Raw genomic sequence first — 21,081 nt, 5'->3', positions numbered from 1 at the left:
TTCGCCGCGGAGCGCAGGCGTTCCAGCCGGTTTGGTCGCTCCTTGATCCCCGGGCACCTCGAAGAGTGCGCTCTACGGGCAGCTCGCCGCACCCTCTGTTCAAACGGTCGGAGCTTCCCGCTGGCGTTCTGACCGGCTCGGCTGCCTCCTGAATCCGTAACAGTCCCGTGCGGAAACGGTCAGCGTCCGCCCCGCCCGCGAAATCCCCGGCTAACCCCCGATCCTCGGCGGCCCGGCGTCCACGACGGCCAGCGAAAGGTCCAGCGGATCGAAGTGGATCAGCGATTCCATCCACCACGTCATCCCCGCCTCGGCGAGCGCCGCGAGATCCACTGAGCCCGGCTCGTCCCACGCCGGGCTCGCGTTGCCGGACACCGCGACGGAATACGGCCGGTCCGGCGGCCGGACTTGGGCGACCAGGCTGGCCAGCGCATCCGGCGAAGGCGGCTGAGGGCCGGGGTTCGGGAAAATCCCGTCGCTTCCGGCGGCACGGCGCAGGACCCGTTCGTGCCGGGTCGTGCTGGCCGTCCACATCGGAATGGGATACGGCTCCGGCTCAGCCGCGTCCAGGTTCACCCGGTAATGCGCTCCCTTGTGCCGCACAGCTTTCCCAGCCCAGATCGCGCGGACGATCTCCAGCGCCTCGTCGGTCCGCGCCGACAGCTCCGCGGGCGAGGACGGATCGCCGAAGCGGCTGAAGTCGCCCGTTTCGTCGGAGCCGATGCCGGTTCCCAGGATCAACCGGCCGCGGGAAAGGCGGGCGACGGTGGCGGCCTGGCGGGCCAGTACCCACGGGCGGCGGCGGCTCGGCGGCGTGACCATCGGGCCGAGCAGCAGCTTGCTGGTCGCTTGGGCGACGGCGGCGAGCGTGGTCCAGGTGTCGGCGATCGGCGGCATCGCGGGCACCACGTGGTCCCACAGGAACACGCCGTCCCATCCGGCGGCGTCGGCCCGGACCGCCAGGTCGACCAGGGCGGCCGGGTCGCCTAGCGGGCCGAACGGCGGCAGGTAGAGGCCGTAGCGAACGTGGTCGGTCATGCGGGATCCCCCTCCGGATCGGTCAGCGGCGACCGTATCGGCAGGGACCGACAAAAACCGGAGCCCGAGATCTTTTTCCGGCGCCCGCCGTCCGGACGTTGCCGGGTGACGGGACCCTAGGTTACGGTGACCTATGTGTGGACCGACGTGCTCCTGCTCTCGAAGCTCGCCGACCGTCCGTGGCACGGGTACGAATTGCGCAAGCAGATCGAGGAATCCACCGGTCGCACGTTGTCGAACAACTCGCTCTACCCGGCGCTGCGCCGGTTCGCCGAAGCGGGCGCGGTGACCCGGACCGCCGAGCCGCAGGAGGGCCGGCCGCCGCGGCACGTGTACACGATCACCGACGTCGGGCGGGAGCTGCTGCACGATCTGCTCGCCGACCTGCCGCCGGAGCTGGCGGGCGATCCGGCCGAGTTCCTGGCGCGGCTGGCCGGGTTCGGCAGGCTCACCGCGGAGGAACGGCTGCGGGTGCTGGACGCCCGCCAAGCCGCCGTCGCGGCGCAGCGGGACCGGCTGGCCAAGCTCGGCTCCGGGCAGGCCGACCGGTGGAGCAGGCTCGTGCTGGCCGAGGTCCGGCGCCGCGCCGAGAACGAAGAGGACTGGCTCGCGTCGTTGCGCACGCGGGCGGGCTGACCCGAGGAGGACCCCGAATGCCCACCACCGCCCAGCTGCCGTTCGCGAGGCCGAACGTCCTGGACATCGCACCGCTGTACGAAGTTCTGCGCCGCGAAGGCCCGATCGTCCCGGTGACGACCCCGGCGGGCGACCCGGCCTGGCTCGTCACCTCCTACGAACAAGCGCGGGAAGTGTTCGCCGACAACCGGTTCGGCCGTTCCCACCCGCATCCCGAGGACGCCTCGACGGTCTCCGACGCCGCGGTGCTGAACGGCCCTCAGGGCGATTTCGACACCGAGGAAGCCGAACACGCCCGGCTGCGCCGCCTGCTGGTGCCGGCGTTCTCCGCGAACCGGATGCGCCGCCTCGGCAGCCGGATCCAGGAACTCGCCGACCGGTGCCTCGACGGGATGGAAGCCGGGGGCTCTCCGGCGAATCTGCACGAGCACCTGTCGTTTCCCTTGCCGGTGCTGGTGATCTGCGAACTCCTCGGCGTCCCGTACGCCGACCGCGAGAAGTTCCGCGACCTCTCCGACCGCATCGGCGTGCTCGACAGCGGCGGCGACGCCGAGGTGGCGATGACCGAGTTCACCGCCTACATGTCCGGCCTCGCCGACGCGAAACGCGCGGACCCGGGCCAGGACGTGGTGTCGGACCTGGTCGCGGCGCAGGCCGAGGACCCGACGTTCACCGACGACGACCTCGGCAGGCTCGCCGCCGGTCTGCTGTTCGCCGGCCACGAAACCACGTCGAACCGGATCGACCTCGGCGTGCTGTTCCTGCTCACCGACCTCTCCCGCCGCGACGCGCTTGCCGCCGATCCCGAAGGACGCGTGCACGCCACCGTCGAGGAAATCCTGCGGATGTCCGCGCCGGGCGGGCTCGGGCTGCTCCGCTACGCGCACGAGGACGTGGAGATCGGCGGCGTCCGCATCCCGCGCGGCGACGCGGTGATGATCTCGACCGCCTCGGCCAACCGCGACCCGGCGGTGTTCGCCGACGCGCACGAGTTCGACGCGGACCGCAAACCCAACTCCCACATCGCCTTCGGCCACGGCGGGTACTTCTGCATCGGCGCGAGCCTGGCGCGCACCGAACTGCGGGTGGTGTTCTCGACGTTGTTCCGCCGGTTCCCCGATCTGCGGCTGGCCGTGCCCGTCGACGAGCTGGAAGTGCGGTCGAACCGGCTGACCGGCGGGGTTTCGCAGGTCCCGGTCGTCTGGTGACGTCAGACTGACTCGATCGTCGCGGTGGTCGCAGTGACGAACGGATGCGTGGCGCTCACGGTGATCGTGCCGGGAGTGCCGCGTATCGACCGGACCCACACCGCGGCCGCGCCGCCGAGCGCGCCGAAGTCCAGGTAAGGATCGCCGATCAGCACGCCGGGGCCTTGCACCGCGACGGCCAGCACTCCGCGGGCGTGCGGCCGCGGGGCACCGTAACGGTCGAGCGAGCGCAACGCGACCCGGGTGGTGTCCGCGCCGTCGGCGGCGATCTGGTTGTCGTCGGCGGTCACCGCGATCGTGTCGTACGCCGGATCGGCGCTGAATCGCCTGCGCAGCACGGTGTGCCCGCCGATCCGGCCTTCGATTGTCAGCTCCGGACGCGACCGCCCGTCCACGCGCAGATCCACCGCGAACGGCGGATACGGCAGATGCGGGAACCGGGCGCGATCAGGCCGCACGGTGACCGGGCGCTTGCCCGCGATCGTCACCACCAGCACCTCGCAGTTCGACCAGATGATCGCGTCCCGGCCCGGCCCGTTCGGCGGCGAGCCAGGGCCGAAATCCCAGTGGAAAGCCGGTTCGATCACCGCGCCGCGGGACGGATCGCGCTGCGCCCGGTAGAACGCCGCGCCCAGTTTGGGGATGCGGAAGAAATCCATCACGCCGGGGTATTTCACGCCGCGATAATGGTGGTACCAGCCGGAGGGATAGTCGAATCCGCACCAGCCGAGCAGGCCGCTGTAGCGCGGATCGGACGCGGCGCGGTCGTGCACCCAGGCGTGCAGGAGGCTCTGTTCCCGTTGCACCGCGAGGGAATCCGTCCGGCGGAAGTACGCGGAGCCGACGAGCGTCCCGATCGCTTCGCTGACCAGGTACGGAACCCCGCGGCGCGGCGGCCGCAGCGGGGGCGGCGAACCCGGCGGACGCGGACGGCTGTAGTCGTTGAACGAGAACACCCCGCCGCCCGCTTTCACCGGGTACAGCGGCGAAAGGTAGCCGCGTTCGCCCGCGACGGCCCCGGTGCACGGACGCATCGGGTCGAGTTCCGCGGCGAGCTGGTCGGTTCTTCCGTACAGCGCGTATTGGCCGAGCGTCTCGTTCACCCGGGTGCCCCACACGATGATCGACGGATGGTTGCGGTCGCGCACGATCATGTCGTGCACGTCGCGCACCGCGAGCTCCTGCCACGCGGTGTCGCCGACGTGGTCCCAGCCCGGCAGCTCCTCCCACACCAGAATGCCGAGTTCGTCGCAGGCGTCGAGAAACGCGGTCGCCTGCGGATAATGCGAGCAGCGCACCATCGTGCAGTTCAGCTCTTCTTTCAGCAGTTGAGCGTCCCGGCGCTGCACCCGGTCCGGCATCGCGCCGCCGACGAACGGGTACCACTGGTGCCGGTTGAGCCCGAACAGCTTGCGCGGCCGGCCGTTCAGCCGGAAACCGTCCACAGTGAACTGAGCGTCGCGCAGCCCGGTGCGGACCGGATAGGTGTGCACCTTCCGGCCGTCGACCGCGAGAGTGACGAGGATGTCGCACAACGCCGGGTCGTCCAGATCCCACAGCTGCACCGCTTCGAGGCCCCGCAAGGACACCGTGACCTCGGTGTTTCCCTTGCGCAGCCCGGTGAGATCGGTGGAGGAGGCCGCGATCTCGGCACCGTGCTGGCTGAGCACGGCGGAGAGCCGAACCGGACCTTTCACCGGCTTCGCCGAATCGACTGTGCAGTGCAGCAACACCTCCCGGTTCGAGGTCGGCACGGCGATCTGCTGGGCGTACACATCGGACAGATAGGTCTGGGGCACGCCAGTCAGCCGGACTTCCCGGTACAAGCCGGCCGGCTGGTAGAAGTCGATGGCTGTCGGATGCGGGAATTCCGGCAGATCCGGCGGGGTGTTCTGCTGCCAGCGGCCGTCGACGACCACCGCGACCACGTTGTCCTTCTCGGTGAGCAGACCGGTGACCTCGCAGCGCAGCGGCAGGTAACCGCCGCTGCGCATGGCGACGCGACGGCCGTTGAGGTACACCGTCGCCGCGCTGAGCACCCCGTCGAACTGCAGGAACACCCGGTTCCGGCGCAGTTGCGCCGGCGCGAGGAAATGCTGCCGGTACACCCAGACCCGCTGCCAGTCCGACGGATCCCAGTCCTGCCAGGACAGCGGGACGACGCAGTGCGGCACCGAAACGAGCGCCATCCCGCTGTCGTCGAAGTCCGGGTCCGTCGCTCCCGCCGTGTACGGCCCGAAGAGCCAGTCCGCGCCGAACCCGTCCCGCGCCGCCGGGGGCGCGGGACGGGAAAGCGCGGCGGCGAGCGCGCCCGAACCGGCGAGCGCCGCACCAGCCCCCAGCAGGAATCCCCGCCGGGGATGCGCGGCGAGCCGGGGGACGCGCCCGGAAGGCTCGCCGGTCATCCTCGTCGGCGGGCAGTCCCGGGACGGGGCGCGGACGAGCCGCCGGGGAGCGTCGCTGCCTGCATGGCGCGAGCTTACTTCCCGCGCTGTTCAGGAAATGTCAGCTGTTCCGGGAGATCAGCTGGTCAGCAGAGGTCGGCGAGCCGGTCGACCTGGCCGGGATCGCCGCTCCAGCAGTACAGCATCACCTCGTCCGCGCCGAGATCGCGGTACGCGCGGATCGCGGCCTGGACGTCTCCGGGCGTGGTGAGCATTCCGCTCGCCATCTGCTCGGCCATTCCGGTGAATTCGTAGTACGCGCGCATGGCCGCTGTGGCTTCGTCCACGACGGAATCCGGGCCGAGCGCGACGTTCGCCTGCGCGACGAGCCGCGGTGCGCCCGCGCGGCCGTGTTCGCGCCAGTCGTGGCGCACGGTGTCGAACAGCCCGCCGACCCACGACGGGGGAGCGGCGGCGAGCAGTCCGTCGCCCCAGCGGGCGACGCGAGCCAGCGCCTTGGGCTTGAACGCGCCGATCAGCACTTCGGGACCGCCCTCGCGGGCCGGGGCGGGGCCGATCGGACCGGCTTCGGCGCTGTGCGGTTCGCCGGACCACAACGAGCGCAGGCCGGCGAGCTGCTGGTCGAAGCGGCGGCCGCGGTCGCGCAGCGGGGTGCCGGCGGCGTGGTGGTCGTCCTCGCGGCCGCCGATGCCGAGGCCGAGCACGAACCGGCCGCCGCTCATCCGGTCGAGGGTGGCGGCCTGTTTGGCGAGCAGCGCGGTCTCGCGCAGCGGCGCGAGCAGGACCTCGGTCTGCAGCCGGACGCGCGTGGTCGCGCCGGCCAGCACGGCGAGCGCGGTCAGCGGTTCGGGATTGTGGTAGACGAGCCGGTCGAGCAGGCCGAGAGTGCGGAACGGGCCGGCGTCCGCGCGCCGCGCCCAGTCGAGCAGGGCGGCGGGGTCGCCGATGGGCAGGCCGATGCCGATGGACATGGGTGAACCTCCGGAAAACGGGTCGACAACAACGTGGGTTGCCGCCCGCTCCTGCGCCTTCGGGTTTCAGGCTGGCCGGTCCGCTCTGCGGCGTACTTCCCGGGACCGTGCCATCGGAGTGCGCTCAGCCTATCCGGTCGCCGTCGCGCCGGGCAACGAGGTTTCCAGCAGGCCCAGCAGTTCGGTGAGCGCCGGGCCAAGCGGCAGGTCGGCCCGGACCGTCGCGTGCTCGTCGCCGCGCGTCTGGCCGCGGTTGACGATCACGACAGGTTTGCCGGATTTCGCGGCCCGCCGGACAAAGCGCAAACCGGACATGACGGTGAGCGAAGATCCCAGCACCAGCATCGCGGACGCCTCGTCGACCATCCGGTAGCACCTCTCCACGCGGGCGCGCGGCACGTTCTCGCCGAAGAACACCACGTCCGGCTTCAACATCCCGGCGCAGCTCGTGCACGGCACGGTGCGGAAGGCGCGGACGACGTCCTCGGCCAGTTCGACGTCACCGTCCGGGTTGATCCGCGTCGCGGTTCCGGCGAAATCCGGATTGGCCGCGCGCAGCCGGGCGTCGAGGTCCTCGCGCGGGGTGACGCGGCGGCAGCCGAGGCAGACGACGCGGTCGAGGTTGCCGTGCAGTTCCACGACGCCGGGGGTGCCGGCCGCGCGGTGCAGCCCGTCGACGTTCTGCGTGATGACCCCGGACAGCCAGCCGCCCGCGCGCAGCGCGGAAACCGCGCGGTGGCCGTCGTTCGGCGCGGCCCGCGCGATGGTGCGCCAGCCGAGGTGGCTGCGCGCCCAGTAACGCTGGCGGCCCGCCTCGCTGGCGACGAATTCGCCGTACGTCATCGGCGTGTGCTTGCGGAGACTGCCGCTTTCGCCGCGGTAGTCGGGGATGCCGGATTCGGTGGACAGGCCCGCGCCGCTGAGCACGAGCACCCGCCGCCCGGCGACGATGTCCGCCACGTCCGCGACCGTGCCCGTGCGCGGCAGCGGTTCGCCAGGTCCGGCCCAGGTCAGCGTCGGTCGCGTGCGCACGCCGCCAGTCTACCGGCCACCCGTCCGGAGAAAGGGCGATTGGTTTTTCGCGCGGCTGGGTACCAAAGCCACCATGTGGTTCGCGCTGGCTACGCCCTTGGTCGTGATGGTCGCCGCCGTGCTGATGGAATCCGTGGAGCGATATTGCCTGCGGAGTCCGAACGGGACGGTCCGGCGGCCGGTCGGCCGGGCGGCGCTGCGGGAAGCGTCGATGCCGGTCGCGGCCGTCGGGGCGGCTCGGCTGAAGCAGCGGGCCGCCTGAGGTCGCTCATCGACCGGAGGGGCCGGTGTTCTTGGGAGGAACACCGACCCTCCAGCCGGTGGGCGAGGCCCGCGTTCTCCCCTTCGGGGTGGGAGAGCGCGGGTCTTTTCCTTACCGGGCGGCGTTTTGGGTGAGCTGCCGGTACCAGTCGTCGTACGGGTGGTTGGTGGCCGGGTAGTTCACCAGCGGATCGGTCGCCAATCCCGCGTCGTCGAAGTCCCAGCCGCGGACCACGTGTCCGGCCTTGCGCGCGGCGACCAGGAACTCCGATTCCTTCGCCGGGGCGCCGTAGAACAGGCCGTCCTGCAGTTCGGCCGGATCGCCTTGCTGGTATTCGTCGAACGCGACCTGCTGGTACTGCACCCGGCCGCCGGTGACGAGATCCGTGGAATAGCGCAGAGTTTGCGCCGGAGTGGAGCCGTCGGCGCCGGTGGTGACGCGGATTCGCCCGGCGTTTGCCTTGTCGTAACGCGGATCGGACGTTTTCGCGTTGCCGGTCCAGGTCACCGTCCCGCCGGAGGAATCGAGCGTGCCGCGCCACTGCCAGTTCTGGCTGCTCGACTGGCTGCGGTGGATTTCGCGGATGCCGCCGCCGGTGAAGGCGACTGTCGGCAGCACCCCGTTGTCGTACTGATGGCTGGCCGACCAGGAGATTTCACCGTCCGCGCCGAGCTGTCCGGTGTGGTACCAGAGCGTGGTGGCGCTCTGCGACTGGTGCACCTCGACGATCCGGCCGGAGTCGTCGAGCGCGACCGCCGGAGTCTGGCCGCTGTCGTACCGGCCGTGGCGCTGCCACGCGACGCGCCCGTCGGCGCCCAGCTGCCCGGTCCAGTACCAGAGCGCCCCGCCGCCGGAGTCGTGCACCTCCACGACCTGGCCGCGGCTGTTGATCGCCACCGCCGGGTGGTAGCCGACATCCCGGCGATACGCGGCGCGCGTGCCGCCGTCGCCGGACAGCAGCGGGAGCACCTTGCCGCGCAAGGAATCCGTGGTCGCGCCGGCGCGGTAGGCGGCGGGGGAGAGCAGGCGCGGCCCGAAGGCGGCGCTCAGCTCGGCGTTGACCGCCGCCAGGTTTCCGGCGGCGAACGAGTCGTTGTCGGTGAGGTCGTCTTTCAGGTCGAGCATGACGACGATCGGCGCCGCGTCCGGATGCCCGGCCGACCAGGCGTTCACCACGGCGAGCCAGTCGCGGAGGCTGTCGGACGCCGGGTTGCCCGCGTGGTCGACGAGGTCGCCGGGCGAGCTGTGGCCGATGCCGTAGTCGTGGCGGGTGGCGTACCCGTTGTCGTGGATGTCGAATTCGATGAACCGGACACCGTGGTCGAGCTGGTAGGAGATGGCTCCCTTCGCGCCGTCGACGTTGCCGGAGTAGCTGTTGTGGGTGGCGGCGAAGACGGTGTCGGAGAAGGGCTGGGCGGCGTTCGCGGGTGCGGCGCCGAGCACGGTGACGGCGGCGGTGAGCGCGATGGTGCGGAATCGGTGCATGCAGACCCCCAGGTCGGATGGGCAACCGGCGAAATACTGGCGATCTTGGCAGAGATTCATGGCATCTTCTCCTGATGCGGGAAAACGACGAGGAAACGTTCGCCGGGCACGTCGCCGATCTCCTGTCCGGTTTGCCCGGAGTCGAGGCGGTGGCCCTGGGCGGGTCCCGGGCGCGCGGAACCCACCGCCCGGGCAGCGACTGGGACTACGCGATCTACTACCGCGGCGCGTTCGACCCGGACGACCTGCGCGCGCTCGGCCTCCCGGGCGAGGTGTCCGGCCTGGGCGAATGGGGCGGCGGGGTGTTCAACGGCGGCGCGTGGCTGACTGTCCAGGGACGGCCGGTGGACGTGCACTACCGGGACCTGGACGTGGTCTCGCACGAGCTGGCCGAGGCGGAGAAGGGCCGGTTCCGCTGGGAGCCGCTGGCGTTCCACCTGGCCGGGATCCCGAGCTACCTGGTGGTGGCGGAGCTGGCGCTGAACCGGGTCCTGCGCGGGGAGCTGCCGCGACCGGAGTATCCGGAGCTGCTGAAGGAGACCGCGCCCAAGTTCTGGCGTGCTTCGGCGGAGCGGACGCTGGAGTACGCGAAGAACGCGTATGCGGCGCATGGGCGGGTGGCCGAGACCGCGGCTTCGGTGGGAGTGGCGGCGATGCAGACCGGGCACGCGGTGCTGGCCGCGCGCGGGGAGTGGGTGACGAACGAGAAAACGCTGCTGGAACGGGCCGGACTGCGCGGGCTGGACGACGTGGTGGCCGGGATGGGTCACGACCTGGCCGGGGCGTTCGCCACCGCCTGTGCGTTGCTGGACCAGGCGGGCGGGAGCGCGTAGCCCGAGTTCTGGAAATCCTTGCCGTGCAACGGGTTCTGCCCGCGAATGCGGGCCGGGCGAGAGAGATCCGTTTCGTTCGGCGGGTTTTGGGTAACTAGCTTCGGCACGGCTGTGGCCGCCGCGCCGTGGCGGATCGCCCGTGCTGAACGGAGGAACGGTTTATGCCACAGTCCGGGCCGATCGCGAAGGATCCGGAGAAGGGATACGTGGCGCTGCTCGGCTGGTCGCTCAACGCGGTCGAGGCGCTCGACCGGTTCGACCGGCGCTATGTGGTGGTCGCGCCGGACTGGGCGGAGAAATACTGCGCCGAGCACGACATCCCGTACCTGTCCTGGAACTTCGAGCGGCTCAACGACCGTTCGATGGAGATCGCGGAGATCCTGCACGAGGAAGGCGTCGACGTCGCCATCCCGCTGTTCGAGGAGACTGTCGAATGGGCCGGGGCGATCAACTCCGTGCTGCTGGACAACCCGCGCCTGTTCGGGCAGGCCATGCTGCTGCGGGACAAGGCGCTGATGAAGCGGCGCGCGCAGCTCGGCGGTATCCGGGTGGGGATCTTCGAGGAGGCGCACGCGCGCGACGACGTCGTCCGGTTCCTCAAGCGGGTCAACCAGACCCTGCTCAAGCTCGACGGCGACCCGAACGACCCGATCCACCTCAAGGCCTTCGACAAGGCGGGCTGCCTCGGGCACCGCGTCATCCGCACCCCGGACGAGATCGACTCGATCCCGGACGAGGAGTTCCCGGTGCTGATGGAATCGCATCTGGACGGATGGGAGTTCGCCGTCGAGGCGTGGATCCACGGCGGCAAGGTCAAATTCCTCAACATCTCGGAGTACGTCACGCTCGGGTACTCGGTGTTCGTCCCGGCGACCCCGGAGCTGGAGCGGTACCGGCCGCAGATCACCGCCCAGGTCGAGAAGCTCGTCAAGACCTTCGACATCGAGTTCGGCTTCGTGCACCCGGAGTACTTCGTCACCAGCGACGGCGAGATGTACTTCGGCGAGGTCGCCTACCGCCCGCCCGGGTTCAAGGTCTTCGAGCTGCTCGAACGGGCCTACGGGTTCAACGCCTACCAGGCGCTGGTGCTGTCCTTCGACCCCAAGACGACCGAGGAGGAGATCGACGCGTTCTTCCCGCGGGAGGTCGTGGACGCTTCGGGGGTCGCCGGCTGCTTCGGCGTCTACCCGCGCCGCCGCGTGGTCAGCGAGCTGCGGATCCCGCCGGAGACCGAGGACGACGACTACTACGAGTCGCACGACCTGTCCGCGCCGCTGGAGGAGACGGTGACGAAGAGGACCGCGTTCGGCACGCACTGGGGTCTGCTGTACTTCTTCGGGGAAGATCCCTACCGCATGCGAGACCTGCTGAAGGCGCAGGAAGAACGGGACTTCTACGTCTGAGGACGGACGAGTCCGACACCCCGACCGAAGGAAGCACTTGGAGCCGAACGCCGACGTCACCGGCACCACCGCGACGCTGGCCAAACGCGTGGCGTCGCTCGACGACGCTGTCCGGGCGATGGCGGAGACCCGCGACTTCGGCAAGCACACGAAGCTGCGGCGCGTGCTGGAGGCGCTGCGGCGGGTGCTGCTGCAGCCGGGCGGAGCCGCGGCGGTGCAGGCCAGGGCGCGGGCGCTGGAGGACGCCGGGGTCTTCCAGGGCACGGACTGGGCCACGCCGGAGATCCTCATCCCGGCGCTGGCCGGCCCCGGCCTGCACAGCGAGAACCCGGACACCGTGGTGATGGAGGCGACCAGCGAACTGCGGATGCTCGCGGTCGCGTGCGGCGACTACGAGCATCCGACGCTGCCGGCCGAGGACGCCCGCGTGTTCCTGTCGCAGGTGCTGGGAATGAACCTGGAACTGCTGTTCACCCCGCCCAGCGAGGCCGAGCGGACCCGGCAGGGCCGGACCGCGCAGCTCATCCGGGACCTGCTGCGCCATCTCGCCGACCAGATCGGCTACGACAGCGTGCTGGACAAGGTGGTCGAGGAGATCTGGCGGATCCTGCGCCAGCGCCCGATCCAGGTCGAGCAGGTCAAATCGCTGATCACCCGGATCTCGATCTACCGCGGCGATCCGGACGTCGACCTCGGCGGATCCTCGGTGCGGGGGCTCGACCGGCTCATCACCAGCCTGTTCGGGACCACCGAGGCGTGCCGGGAGGACCCCGGCGTCGACGTCTTCCGGTCCCGGCTCGAGGCGATGGACGCGGCGAGCCTGCAATACGAGGCGAGCGGCTTCGCCCGCGCCATGCACGACACCGGCCTGGTGTCGCCGTATCACGCCGAACTGCTGCGCTACCTGGCGAACGAAAGCGACTACCTCCTCGGCGAGGCGCTCGGCCTGTCCGACGTGGGCCGGAACTGCCTGCTGCGCTACCACGACCTCGTCCACCGGCTGATCGACGAAGCCGTGCACCCGCAGACCGCGCAGTGCGTCTACGGGCTCGCGCTGCTGCTCGACCGCGGCATCCTCTACGAACCGCCGGTCGTGCCCGCGCTGTGGCGGCAATTGGCGCTGGAGCTGTCCGCCGCCGCGCGGGAACGGCTGACGCTCGTGTTCGGCGACCAGCCGCGGCCCGAGGCGCGGCTGCTGTCGGGCGTGCTGTCGATGCTGGGCCAGCCCCTCGGCGTCGGGCAGGGCGACAACCCGACCTGCCAGTCGGCCCGGGCGCTGTCGATGTGGGCCTACAACGACCCGGACTACCTGCTGCAGGTCGTCGTGTGGGCGGCCCGCGACGACGAGGTGGTCATGCACTTCGAAGGCCAGCCGGTCTCGTCGACGGAAAGCGGGGCCGGGCTGTCCGCCGGACTGCCCGCCGACCTCGACCCGGTGTCCTCGCTCGTGGTGCCGCACCTGGACCGGATCTACGCCGAGATGGGACGGCGCTGCGCCGATCGGCCCGGCGACCCGCACCGCTGGGTCAACCCCGAATTCCACGGCTGGTGGGCGGCGCGGGGCTTCCGGATCAACGTCGACGTCGCCACCGGCAAACTGGTCGACCTCGACGATTTCCTGCGCCAGTTCCACGCGAGCTACCACCCCTCCTACAACGGCGAGCAGCCGCTGATCCATCCGCAGCCGGCCGGGATCGCGGTCACCGACAGCGCGGCCCGCTACGTCGGCTGGCACGCGATCACGATCCTGCGCACCGCCCCGGACCCCGACGACGTCATGCGGGTGTACTTCTACAACCCGAACAACGACAGCGGCCAGGACTGGGGCGACGGCGTCGTGGTCTCCACCGGCGGCAACGGCGAACGGTTCGGCGAGGCGTCGCTGCCGTTCGACCAGTTCGCGTCCCGGCTCTACATCTTCCACATCGACCCGAAGGAGCACGGGGAGCCGGAGAAGGTGCCCGCCGAGGACGTCGCGCGGATCATCGGCTACCTGGAGCGCAGCTGGGGCGCGGACCGATTGCCTGCCGGGACGTTGCAGGCGGCCCGGAACCCGCGGGGCTGAGACTGGTCTTTCAGCCGAGCGCGGCGTCGAGGGCGACGGCGGCGTCGATGAGGGCCAGGTGGGTGAAAGCCTGCGGGAAGTTGCCGAGCTGTTCGCCGGTGGGTGCGATTTCTTCGGCGTAGAGGCCGACGTGGTTGGCGTAGGTGAGCATCTTCTCGAACGCGGTGCGGGCCTCTTCGAGCCGTCCCGCGCGGGTCAGCGCGTCGACGTAATCGAAGCTGCACAAGGAAAACGTGCCTTCGCCGCCGGCGAGCCCGTCCGGGGACACGGCCGGGTCGTAGCGGTAGACCAGGCTGTCGGCGACCAGATCGGCTTTGATCGCGTCGAGCGTCGAGAGCCACAGCGGGTCCGTGGCCGGGAGGAAACCGGTGCGGGGCATGCGAAGCAGGGCCGCGTCCAGCTCGTCGCCGGTGTCGTGCTGGACGAACGCGTTGCGCGTGCGCCGCCAGCCGCGGCTGAGGATCTGGCCGTGGATGCTGTCGCGCTGCCAGGTCCAGTCCTCGATCGGGGCGGGACGGCCGTGCGCGTCCGCGAGCCGGATGGCGCGGTCGAACGCGACCCAGCTCATCAGGCGGCCGTAGGTGAAGCGCTTCCGGTCGCCGCGGGTTTCCCAGATGCCTTCCTCGGGCTGGTCCCAGTGGTCGCCGAGCCAGTCGAGCGCGGCGCGGAGCGCGGTCCAGCCCTGATGGGGCAGGGCGAATCCGGCGCGGTCGGCGGCGAAGACGCTGTCGAGGGCTTCGCCGTAGATGTCGAGCTGCAGCTGCCCGGCCGCGGCGTTGCCGATCCGGACCGGGCTCGACCCGCGATGCCCGGACCAGTGCGCGAGGCGTTCCTCCCGCAGGTCCGACGTGCCGTCGACCCGGTACAGGACGGCGAGCGGCCCGCTGGCGCCGCCGTCGCCTTCGCGGATGCGGTCGCCGAGCCAGGTCCCGAACCGGGCGGCCTCCTCGGCGAAGCCGAGCGCCAGCAACGCCGAAACCGAGAAGGACGCGTCGCGGACCCACGTGTAGCGGTAGTCCCAGTTGCGTTCCCCGCCGATCCGCTCGGGCAGTCCGAGGGTGGGCGCGGCGACCAGCCCGGCGGTCGGGGCGTAGGTGAGCAGTTTGAGGGTGATCGCCGAGCGGGACACGATTTCGCGCCAGCGGCCGCGATAGGAGGACCGGGCGAGCCAGGCGCGCCACCAGTCCACAGTGGACTCGAAAAGCCCGGTGAACTCGCCGACGCCGATCTCCCGCGGCGGCGCGGCGGCTCCGGTTTCGAGCACCACCCCGCGGACCTGACCGGCGTCGAGGGAGAGCCGCAGCCGCACGTCCTCGCCTTCGACGCGGGCTTCGGCGAGCCGCTCGTCGCCCGGTTCGCGAACCGCGTGCAGCACCAGCGACATCCCGGGCGCGGTGAACACCGCCCCGTTCTTGACGAGCATCGCCCGGTGCGGACGGCGGCCGTAGTCGAAGCGCGGCGCGATCAGCACGTCGAAGGTCATCCGGCCGCGGACGCAGCGCACCAGCCGGGCGATCCGGTGCCGTTCGGCCGGGGCCTCGCCGCACGGCGGCATGAAGTCGACCACCTCGCCGATCCCGTCCGGGCCGGAGAACCGGGTGATCAGCACCGCGGTGTCCGGGTGGTACATCTGCGAACTCGCGCAGGCTCCCGCCGGGCGGACGCGGAAACGGCCGCCGCGTTCGTCGTCGAGCAGGGCGCCGAAGACCGACGGCGAATCGAACCGCGGCGCGCAGAACCAGTCGACCGATCCGTCGGTCGTGACCAGCGCGGCGGTCTGCAGATCGCCGATCAGCGCGTGCTCGGAGATCGCGGTCTCGGTCATGGGTCCTCCTTCGCGGCAACGGATTTGCTTGTCCGCACCGTCGCCGGAACGGCCCGCGTCCGCCTCATCCGCCCGGGGTGAGGCGGCTCGCCCGCGGTGCGGCCACCGTGGGCGGCCTCCCAGCAGGAAGGCCCGCCGATGACCGTGCTGCCTCTCGCCCTCGCCCAGTTCGTCGCGAGCTACGCGGCCACCACGATGACCGTCGCCGTCAGCGCGGTCGCCGCGGATCTCGGCGCCACCGTGCTCGAGGTGCAGACGGCGATCACGATGTTCACCCTGACCATGGCGTCGCTGATGGTGCCGGGCAGCAAGCTGAGCGATCTGCTGGGCCGCAAGCGGTGTTTCCTGGCCGGGCTGGCCGTCTACGGCGCCGGCGCGCTGCTGGCTTCGCTCGCACCCGGGCCGGGGGCGCTGATCCTCGGCTATTCGCTGCTGGAAGGGATCGGGTCGGCGCTGATGATCCCGCCGATCTACATCCTGGTCACGGTGACCAGCCCGGACCTGGCGGCCCGCGCGCGGGCGCTGGGCGCGGTCAGCGGGGCGGGAGCGCTCGGCGCGGCGGCGGGGCCGTTGCTCGGCGGGCTGGTCACGGCCTGGCTCGGCTGGCGGGCGTCGTTTCTGCTGCAGGTGCTGCTGGTCGGCCTGATCGTCGTGCTGGCCCTGCGGATCCATGAGCCGCCCGCGCCGCCGCGCGAGAAGCGGTTCGACGCCGGCGGCGCGATCCTCTCCGCGGCCGGCTTGTTCTTCGTCGTCTTCGGCGTCCTGCAGTCCGGCGAATACGGCTGGCTCGTCTCCCGCGCGGACTTCGCCGTCGGCGGGATCGTGGTGCTCCCGGCGGGCAGCGTTTCCCCGGTATGGCTGTTCGCCGGGATCGGCGGCGCGCTGCTGGCCGTGTTCTTCGCCCACGTCCGCGCGCGCGAACGGGCGGGCCGGGATCCGCTGGTCCCGTCCGGGCTTTTCCGCGACCGGGTCACCGGACTCGGCTTGGCGACTCAGCACGTGCAGTGGCTCGTGCTGCAGGGCGCGTTCTTCGTGGTGGCTGTCTTCCTGCAGGAGGCCCGCGGCTGCGACGCGATCGAAACCGGGCTCTTGCTGACGCCCGCGACGGCGGGCATCCTCGCCGCTTCGGCCGCCGCGGGCCGGATGGCGCGCAGGCATTCCCCGCGCTGGCTGATCCGCGTCGGCTTCGTCCTCGCCGTCGCCGGACTGGTCCTGGTGCTCGCGCTGGTGCGCGCCGATTCGGCGGCGGCGAGCTCGGCGCCCGGGCTGTTCCTGCTCGGCGCCGGCGTCGGGATCATGCTGACGGCGTCGGCGAACCTGGTGCAGTCCCGCTTCCCGGATTCGGCCCAGGGCGACATATCCGGGGTGTCGCGCAGCGCGGCCAACCTCGGCTCGTCGGTGGGGACCGCGCTGGCCGGGTCCGTCCTGGCCGGGACGCCGCACCTCGGCGACCGGTCCTTCGCGCTCGCCCTCGCGACGCTGACCGTCGCCGCCGCGGCCGGTCTCGCCGCCGCCATGCTGCTGCCCGCGCCCGAATGAGCCGTCCTGGCCGGCCGGACGGCGGCGGCGCACGGCGGCCGCGATCACCCGCAGCACCACGCCCAGCACCACCAGGTCCGCGACCATCTGGAAGGTCACCAGCACCCGGGCCGCCGCGGAAACCGGCGCGATGTCCCCGAATCCGACGGAGCTGAACACCGTGACCGCGAAGTACAGCGCGTCGGTGCGCGTCAGGCCCGTGCTGAAGGAACCGGGGCGGTCGTGGCCGAGCACGTAGTAGCCGTCGGCGAACAGCAGCAGGAACAACGGGACGACGAGAGCCAGCGCCTGGACGCCCTGTCCGGCGGGGAACGGCGAGCGCAGGATCATCCGGACCTCGCCGACGACCAGCGCGACGACGAGGGCGAGTCCGGCGGCCAGCACGGCCAAGGTCCGCGGCCGCAGCGGCTGGCCGATCGGCAGGAGGTAGTAGAGGCAGACCAGTGCGGCGACCGTGAGCAGCGGCCGGAGCACGGCGAGCCCGACGATGCGCCCTCGCGGCGAAGTGGTCACGGTGCGAGCGCCTTCCGCATCAGAGTCTGGTATTCGGCGTCGTTGATGACTCCGTCGTCCAGCAGCCGCCGTGCTTCGGCGATCTGCGCGGCGCTGGTGGTGTCCGATGTGGACACTGAACGCACGTAGGCGGCGAAACGCCGTTGCGCGGCCGCTTCGCGCACGCGCTTCCGCTCGCGCATCCGCCGGCCCTCGATCCCCAGGTACAGCAGGACGCCGAGGACCGGCAGCACGAGCATCAGCACGGTCCAGCCCGCCTTCGCCCAGCCGGAGGCGTCGGACCGGAGCCAAAGATCGCCGAGGGCGGCGAAGAGCAGGGCGAACCAGGCCACCCAGCAGAAGAACACCAGCATCGTCGCCATCACGTTCAGGAACGGGTACTCCGCGCTCGCCAGGGTCATGACTCTCCTCGCCGGGATCGGGGGCCGGACGCGCGCCGGCCCGTGCCCGGCCCACCCGACCGGATCCCGGGCGCGCCCGCCTCGCCCGCCGGGGGTTATCCGGCGAAGCCGGGGACTTCCGCGTCGAGCAGCCCGCGTTCCCGCGCGACCGAGACCGCTTCCCGTCTGCTGCGCACGGCGAGTTTCGCGTAGATCCCGCGGACGTGGGTTTTGACGGTGTTGGGCGAGACAGTCAGATCCTCGGCGATCTCGTCGAGCGAACGCTGGGTCGGCAGCAGGCGCAGGACGCCGCGTTCGCGTTCGGTCAGCGGCTCGGGCATCGGCGGGGTGCGCAGCCGGCGCCGCACCTCGAGGATTTCCCCGGCGAACCGCTCGCCGGCGCCGAGCGCGCCGAGCCGGCTGGTCAGGAACCCGACGAGCTCGGGCGGGGCGAAGACGAACGGGAACCGGATTCCGGCGGCCCCGGCCGCGCGCAGGGCGTCGTCGAGCAGCCGGGACGCCCGTTCCGGAGCCTCGGCCGCCAGCGCGGCCTGCACCCCGGCGAGCGTCGCCTCGACCGCGGCCCACGGGAGGGTCATCGGTACCTTGCCCTCGGCCAGCGAGCGCAGCGCGGAAGCGGCCGCGCGGGGGCGGCCGAGCCGCAGCTGGGTCCGGGCGCGCACGAGAAGTTCCTCGCCCGAGCCGGCGAGGGCGGGCGCGGCCCAGCGCACGGCTTCCTTGGCCTGGCCGGCCGCGCCCAGCCGCAGGGCCGCGCGGTGCTCCAGCACGGCGCACAGGGCCGCGTGGCGGGCCGGGCAGGACCGGGAGGTCCCGAGGCGGCGGCGGGCCCGGCGCATCCGCCGCAGCCCCGCGTGCCAGCCGCCCAGCTCGAATTCGGCGGCGCCGCGCAGGGTTTCCGCGAACAGCCGCAGCGTGCGCGCTGCCCGCGCGGGTGCGTCGCCGAGCGACTGCGCGACCCGTTTCGCGTGGCTGACGCATTCGGCGGGTTCGCCGCGCAGCAGCGCTCCGTAGGCCAGCAGGGCCGCCGCTTGCGCGCGCTGGAACGAACGCGGGGAATCCTGGCGCGGCTGACCACGTGCGGCCCGGCGAGCGAGCCGGTCCGCCTCCGGGTAGTCGCCCGCGTGGGAGGCGAGTTCGGCGAGCGCGGTCTGGCAATGGGCGACGGTGAGCTCCTGTCCGAGTTCTTCCGCCGCGGCGAGTTGCCGCTCCAGGACCCGCCGGGCTTCTCCGTGCTCGCCGCGAACGGCCAGATGCGCGGCCGCGAGGCCGTCCAGCCGTGTCCCGAGTCCCGCGTCGACCTGGTCCGCCGCCCGCCGGGCCTGCGCCGGGGCGCGGTCGAGCTGGGCGAGCCGGGAGCGGGCCAGCTGGCGCAGAACGACCAGCTCCGCCGGCGGCCGGTCCGGCCACGCGGCATCCGCCCGGGCGAGCTGAAGGCAAGCGGCCGAGGTCTCCGCGGCTTCGAGGTGCAGCGCGGCCGAGACCAGCGCCGAAAGCGGGTCCGCCGCGATCCGCCGGTCTTCGACCGCGGCGAGCGCCAGACGCAGGATCCGGTGCTCGCCGGCGAGGAACAGCGGAACGGCGTGCGCGCGCAGCAGTTCGCCGATCCGCCCGGGATCGCCCGCGCGGACGCTGTGCAGCAAGGCGGGCGCGGGCCGGTCGTGCTCGGCGAACCAGCGCGCGGCCGTCGCGTGCAGCGTCCGCTCGCGGTCCGGTGCCCGGCGCTGGAGCTCCGCCCGCAGGTAGGTGCGCAGCAATGGCGTGACGCGGTGGCGGTGCGGAGCGCCTGCGGAGTCGACCGCCCGGATCGACGGCCCGCTCAGCTCGTGGAGCGTCGCCTCCGCGTCGGCCCGCTCGCACAGCACCGGCGCGAGCCCGGCCGGGACCTCGTCGCAGACGCTGAGCGTCCGCAGCAGCTCCCGCTGCCCGGCCGAGAGCGGTGCGAGGACTTCGTCGGTCAGGTAGGCGAGTGCGGCGCTGTCGCGTCCGGCGTCGAAGTCCCGGAGGCTGCCGTGCCGGGACGCCGACGCCGCGGCGAGGCGCAGCCCGGCGGGCCAGCCTCCGGTGCGGTCGACCAGCGGCGCGACCTGATCCTGGAGGATCGCCGTGCCGGCGGCGCCGAACAGCGCTTCCGCCTCCCCGGCGGTGAACCGCAGCGGCTCGGTTCCGATTTCGACGAGCCGACCGGCGAGCCGGGCCCGGCCGAGCGGCAACGGCGGCTCCCGCCTGCCCGAAACCGCGAGGCAGAGTCCGGAGGGCTGGTGGCGCATCAGCGCCCGCAGCCCGCGCCACGGCTCGGGCGAGGTGATCTCGTGCGCGTTGTCGAGCACGAGCACGACGGGTTCCGGCAGGCTGTCGAGCGCGTCGGCGAGTTCGGCGAGGAACGCGAGATCGGTGCTCGGGGATTCGGGAGCCGCCAGGGACCGCACCGGATCGCCGTCCGCGAGCCGTTCCCGGCGGGCGAGCGCTTCGAGGACCGCGGACCAGAAGAGCCGGTCGTCGTTGTCGTCGGCGTCCGCGGAAAGCCAGGCGACCGCGCCGCGGCCCCGGCGGCGCGCCCATTCGGCGAGCAGCACGGTCTTGCCGAAACCGGCGGGAGCCCCGACGAACGCCAGACCGGCCTCCCGCGCGCGGTCCAGGGCGGCGAGCAGCCTCGGCCGCGACACCAGATCCGCCGGCGGGCCCGGAACGGAGACTTTCGTTCTCGGGACTTGTCTTCGGGGCGACACGTCGCGGCGTCGGCGCATGCGCAATTCTCCTTCGCGAACGGTTCCGGGCGATTTCGGCGGATCTTGCCAGGCAATGCGCGCGGCTCATCCGCTGCGGGCGAGGAAAAGGACTCCCGGCAGCAGAATCGTGGGGCGGGTGAAAAGTCACGGCAATTCCTCGGGCGGGCGGGCGCGATTCGCCTGCACGCAGTTGTTCTGGCTCGGGCCGGGCGAGGTCGCGGTGCTCGAGCTGGCGCGCACGGGCTCGGTCGGCATCGGAACCGCGGTGCTCGGGCTGACCGCGGCGTTCGCCGCGCTGGCGTCGCCCGCCCGGATCCGGGTCGGCCTTCGTGCCGCCGCGGACCTGGTCGCGCGCCTGGTCTTCCTGCCGCCGCACGGCTGGTCGGCGTTCGTGGCGGTCGTGGACCTCGCGGTCGCCGGGTTCGCGTGGTTCGCGGCGGGGCGGGACGGGGGCCGCCGGTGAGCACGCCAACCGCCGGACCTGCCCGCACCTGCGCGAATTACGTTTTCCGCGGCCATGGCGCCATTCCCGGCGAGGTCGCCGAAAGCACCGGCGATTTCCGCGACGTGTTCGCGGTCCCCGTTCCGCCGGAAACGATTGTGTTCGCCGCGGTCGCCGATCCGGGCGTGCTTCCGCGAATCCTGTGCCGGCTCGAATCGCTCGGGATGCACGTCGAATCCGTCCACCGGGTCCGCGAACTCCCCCGGACGGAGCATCGCGCGCCCGGGTGAGGCGCGG

Annotated in this window: 17 protein-coding genes and 1 pseudogene; 9 read left to right on the top strand and 9 right to left on the bottom strand. The window is 71.9% G+C overall.

Annotated elements, in window-relative coordinates; translation table 11 throughout:
- Positions 1-210: 210 nt before the first annotated feature.
- A complete protein-coding gene (locus tag ACZ63D_RS29630; protein ID WP_465357647.1) occupies positions 211-1,038 on the bottom strand; it encodes an LLM class flavin-dependent oxidoreductase in 828 nt (275 codons plus the stop codon).
- Between the two features lie 126 nt (positions 1,039-1,164).
- Here ACZ63D_RS29630 and ACZ63D_RS29625 point away from each other — a divergent pair, with 126 nt between their 5' ends.
- Both ACZ63D_RS29625 and ACZ63D_RS29620 read left to right on the top strand, forming a co-directional pair.
- Complete coding sequence (locus ACZ63D_RS29625; RefSeq protein WP_465357646.1) at positions 1,165-1,674, top strand: PadR family transcriptional regulator; 510 nt, start codon at positions 1,165-1,167, stop codon at positions 1,672-1,674.
- A gap of 17 nt (positions 1,675-1,691) precedes the next feature.
- A complete protein-coding gene (locus ACZ63D_RS29620) occupies positions 1,692-2,882 on the top strand; it encodes a cytochrome P450 (protein WP_465357645.1) in 1,191 nt (396 codons plus the stop codon).
- A gap of 2 nt (positions 2,883-2,884) precedes the next feature.
- Here the strand turns inward: ACZ63D_RS29620 and ACZ63D_RS29615 are convergent, their stop codons facing one another.
- From ACZ63D_RS29615 to ACZ63D_RS29605, 3 genes are all read right to left on the bottom strand, one after another.
- Positions 2,885-5,287: a glycoside hydrolase family 2 protein gene (locus ACZ63D_RS29615; protein WP_465357644.1), complete on the bottom strand. Its 2,403-nt coding sequence runs from the start codon at positions 5,285-5,287 to the stop codon at positions 2,885-2,887.
- 125 nt (positions 5,288-5,412) lie between these two features.
- Positions 5,413-6,258 carry an LLM class flavin-dependent oxidoreductase gene (locus ACZ63D_RS29610; RefSeq protein WP_465357643.1) on the bottom strand — a complete coding sequence of 282 codons (846 nt, stop codon included), beginning with the start codon at positions 6,256-6,258 and terminating at the stop codon, positions 5,413-5,415.
- Positions 6,259-6,387: 129 nt separating this feature from the next.
- Positions 6,388-7,290 (bottom strand): NAD-dependent protein deacetylase, encoded by a 903-nt coding sequence (locus ACZ63D_RS29605; RefSeq protein WP_465357642.1) that lies wholly within the window; start codon positions 7,288-7,290, stop codon positions 6,388-6,390.
- A 73-nt stretch (positions 7,291-7,363) separates the two neighbouring features.
- Here ACZ63D_RS29605 and ACZ63D_RS29600 point away from each other — a divergent pair, with 73 nt between their 5' ends.
- The gene (locus tag ACZ63D_RS29600; RefSeq protein WP_465357641.1) at positions 7,364-7,552 is read left to right on the top strand and encodes a hypothetical protein; all 189 of its coding nucleotides are present in this window, start codon (positions 7,364-7,366) and stop codon (positions 7,550-7,552) included.
- A gap of 111 nt (positions 7,553-7,663) precedes the next feature.
- Here ACZ63D_RS29600 and ACZ63D_RS29595 read toward each other — a convergent pair whose 3' ends face one another.
- Entirely contained in the window at positions 7,664-9,037 is a 1,374-nt protein-coding gene (locus tag ACZ63D_RS29595) for a PI-PLC domain-containing protein (protein WP_465357640.1), read from the bottom strand.
- A gap of 74 nt (positions 9,038-9,111) precedes the next feature.
- Between ACZ63D_RS29595 and ACZ63D_RS29590 the strand changes: the two genes are divergently transcribed.
- From ACZ63D_RS29590 to ACZ63D_RS29580, 3 genes are all read left to right on the top strand, one after another.
- Entirely contained in the window at positions 9,112-9,870 is a 759-nt protein-coding gene (locus ACZ63D_RS29590) for a nucleotidyltransferase domain-containing protein (protein WP_465357639.1), read from the top strand.
- Positions 9,871-10,031: 161 nt separating this feature from the next.
- Positions 10,032-11,273, top strand: coding sequence for an ATP-grasp domain-containing protein (locus tag ACZ63D_RS29585; RefSeq protein ID WP_465357638.1), 1,242 nt, complete (start codon positions 10,032-10,034; stop codon positions 11,271-11,273).
- A 37-nt stretch (positions 11,274-11,310) separates the two neighbouring features.
- On the top strand, positions 11,311-13,338 hold the full coding sequence (locus tag ACZ63D_RS29580) for a hypothetical protein (RefSeq protein WP_465357637.1): 2,028 nt from the start codon (positions 11,311-11,313) through the stop codon (positions 13,336-13,338).
- Between the two features lie 10 nt (positions 13,339-13,348).
- On the opposite strand, the gene ACZ63D_RS29575 is transcribed toward ACZ63D_RS29580, so the two are convergent.
- Positions 13,349-15,163 carry a glycoside hydrolase family 15 protein gene (locus ACZ63D_RS29575; protein WP_465357816.1) on the bottom strand — a complete coding sequence of 605 codons (1,815 nt, stop codon included), beginning with the start codon at positions 15,161-15,163 and terminating at the stop codon, positions 13,349-13,351.
- 138 nt (positions 15,164-15,301) lie between these two features.
- Between ACZ63D_RS29575 and ACZ63D_RS29570 the strand changes: the two genes are divergently transcribed.
- The gene (locus ACZ63D_RS29570; protein ID WP_465357815.1) at positions 15,302-16,702 is read left to right on the top strand and encodes an MFS transporter; all 1,401 of its coding nucleotides are present in this window, start codon (positions 15,302-15,304) and stop codon (positions 16,700-16,702) included.
- An 87-nt stretch (positions 16,703-16,789) separates the two neighbouring features.
- Here the strand turns inward: ACZ63D_RS29570 and ACZ63D_RS29565 are convergent.
- The 3 genes and pseudogenes from ACZ63D_RS29565 to ACZ63D_RS29555 all read right to left on the bottom strand — a co-directional run.
- Positions 16,790-17,032, bottom strand: a pseudogene (locus ACZ63D_RS29565) (potassium channel family protein); the annotation flags it as partial.
- A 179-nt stretch (positions 17,033-17,211) separates the two neighbouring features.
- Entirely contained in the window at positions 17,212-17,616 is a 405-nt protein-coding gene (locus ACZ63D_RS29560; RefSeq protein WP_465357636.1) for an SHOCT domain-containing protein, read from the bottom strand.
- A gap of 95 nt (positions 17,617-17,711) precedes the next feature.
- Positions 17,712-20,279 (bottom strand): LuxR C-terminal-related transcriptional regulator, encoded by a 2,568-nt coding sequence (locus ACZ63D_RS29555; protein WP_465357635.1) that lies wholly within the window; start codon positions 20,277-20,279, stop codon positions 17,712-17,714.
- A 199-nt stretch (positions 20,280-20,478) separates the two neighbouring features.
- On the opposite strand from ACZ63D_RS29555, the gene ACZ63D_RS29550 reads away from it, so the two are divergent.
- Positions 20,479-20,805: a hypothetical protein gene (locus ACZ63D_RS29550; RefSeq protein WP_465357634.1), complete on the top strand. Its 327-nt coding sequence runs from the start codon at positions 20,479-20,481 to the stop codon at positions 20,803-20,805.
- Positions 20,802-21,074, top strand: a complete 273-nt coding sequence (locus ACZ63D_RS29545; RefSeq protein ID WP_465357633.1) for a hypothetical protein — start codon at positions 20,802-20,804, stop codon at positions 21,072-21,074. The genes ACZ63D_RS29550 and ACZ63D_RS29545 overlap by 4 nt, the downstream gene beginning before the upstream one ends.
- The last annotated feature ends 7 nt before the right edge of the window (positions 21,075-21,081 follow it).

It is taken from the genome of Amycolatopsis sp. NPDC104775, assembly GCF_055583325.1.
The sequence above is the reverse complement of the archived record's forward strand: the minus strand, read 5'-3'. Positions and strand labels throughout refer to the sequence as shown.

What these genes read in the sequence shown, in the direction of transcription:
- ACZ63D_RS29630 (WP_465357647.1), bottom strand. Translation starts at nt 1,038, where the DNA reads ATGACCGACCACGTTCGCTACGGCCTCTACCTGCCGCCGTTCGGCCCG.
- ACZ63D_RS29620 (WP_465357645.1), top strand. Translation starts at nt 1,692, where the DNA reads ATGCCCACCACCGCCCAGCTGCCGTTCGCGAGGCCGAACGTCCTGGAC.
- ACZ63D_RS29615 (WP_465357644.1), bottom strand. Translation starts at nt 5,287, where the DNA reads ATGACCGGCGAGCCTTCCGGGCGCGTCCCCCGGCTCGCCGCGCATCCC.
- ACZ63D_RS29610 (WP_465357643.1), bottom strand. Translation starts at nt 6,258, where the DNA reads ATGTCCATCGGCATCGGCCTGCCCATCGGCGACCCCGCCGCCCTGCTC.
- ACZ63D_RS29600 (WP_465357641.1), top strand. Translation starts at nt 7,364, where the DNA reads ATGTGGTTCGCGCTGGCTACGCCCTTGGTCGTGATGGTCGCCGCCGTG.
- ACZ63D_RS29595 (WP_465357640.1), bottom strand. Translation starts at nt 9,037, where the DNA reads ATGCACCGATTCCGCACCATCGCGCTCACCGCCGCCGTCACCGTGCTC.
- ACZ63D_RS29590 (WP_465357639.1), top strand. Translation starts at nt 9,112, where the DNA reads ATGCGGGAAAACGACGAGGAAACGTTCGCCGGGCACGTCGCCGATCTC.
- ACZ63D_RS29585 (WP_465357638.1), top strand. Translation starts at nt 10,032, where the DNA reads ATGCCACAGTCCGGGCCGATCGCGAAGGATCCGGAGAAGGGATACGTG.
- ACZ63D_RS29575 (WP_465357816.1), bottom strand. Translation starts at nt 15,163, where the DNA reads ATGACCGAGACCGCGATCTCCGAGCACGCGCTGATCGGCGATCTGCAG.
- ACZ63D_RS29570 (WP_465357815.1), top strand. Translation starts at nt 15,302, where the DNA reads ATGACCGTGCTGCCTCTCGCCCTCGCCCAGTTCGTCGCGAGCTACGCG.
- ACZ63D_RS29560 (WP_465357636.1), bottom strand. Translation starts at nt 17,616, where the DNA reads ATGACCCTGGCGAGCGCGGAGTACCCGTTCCTGAACGTGATGGCGACG.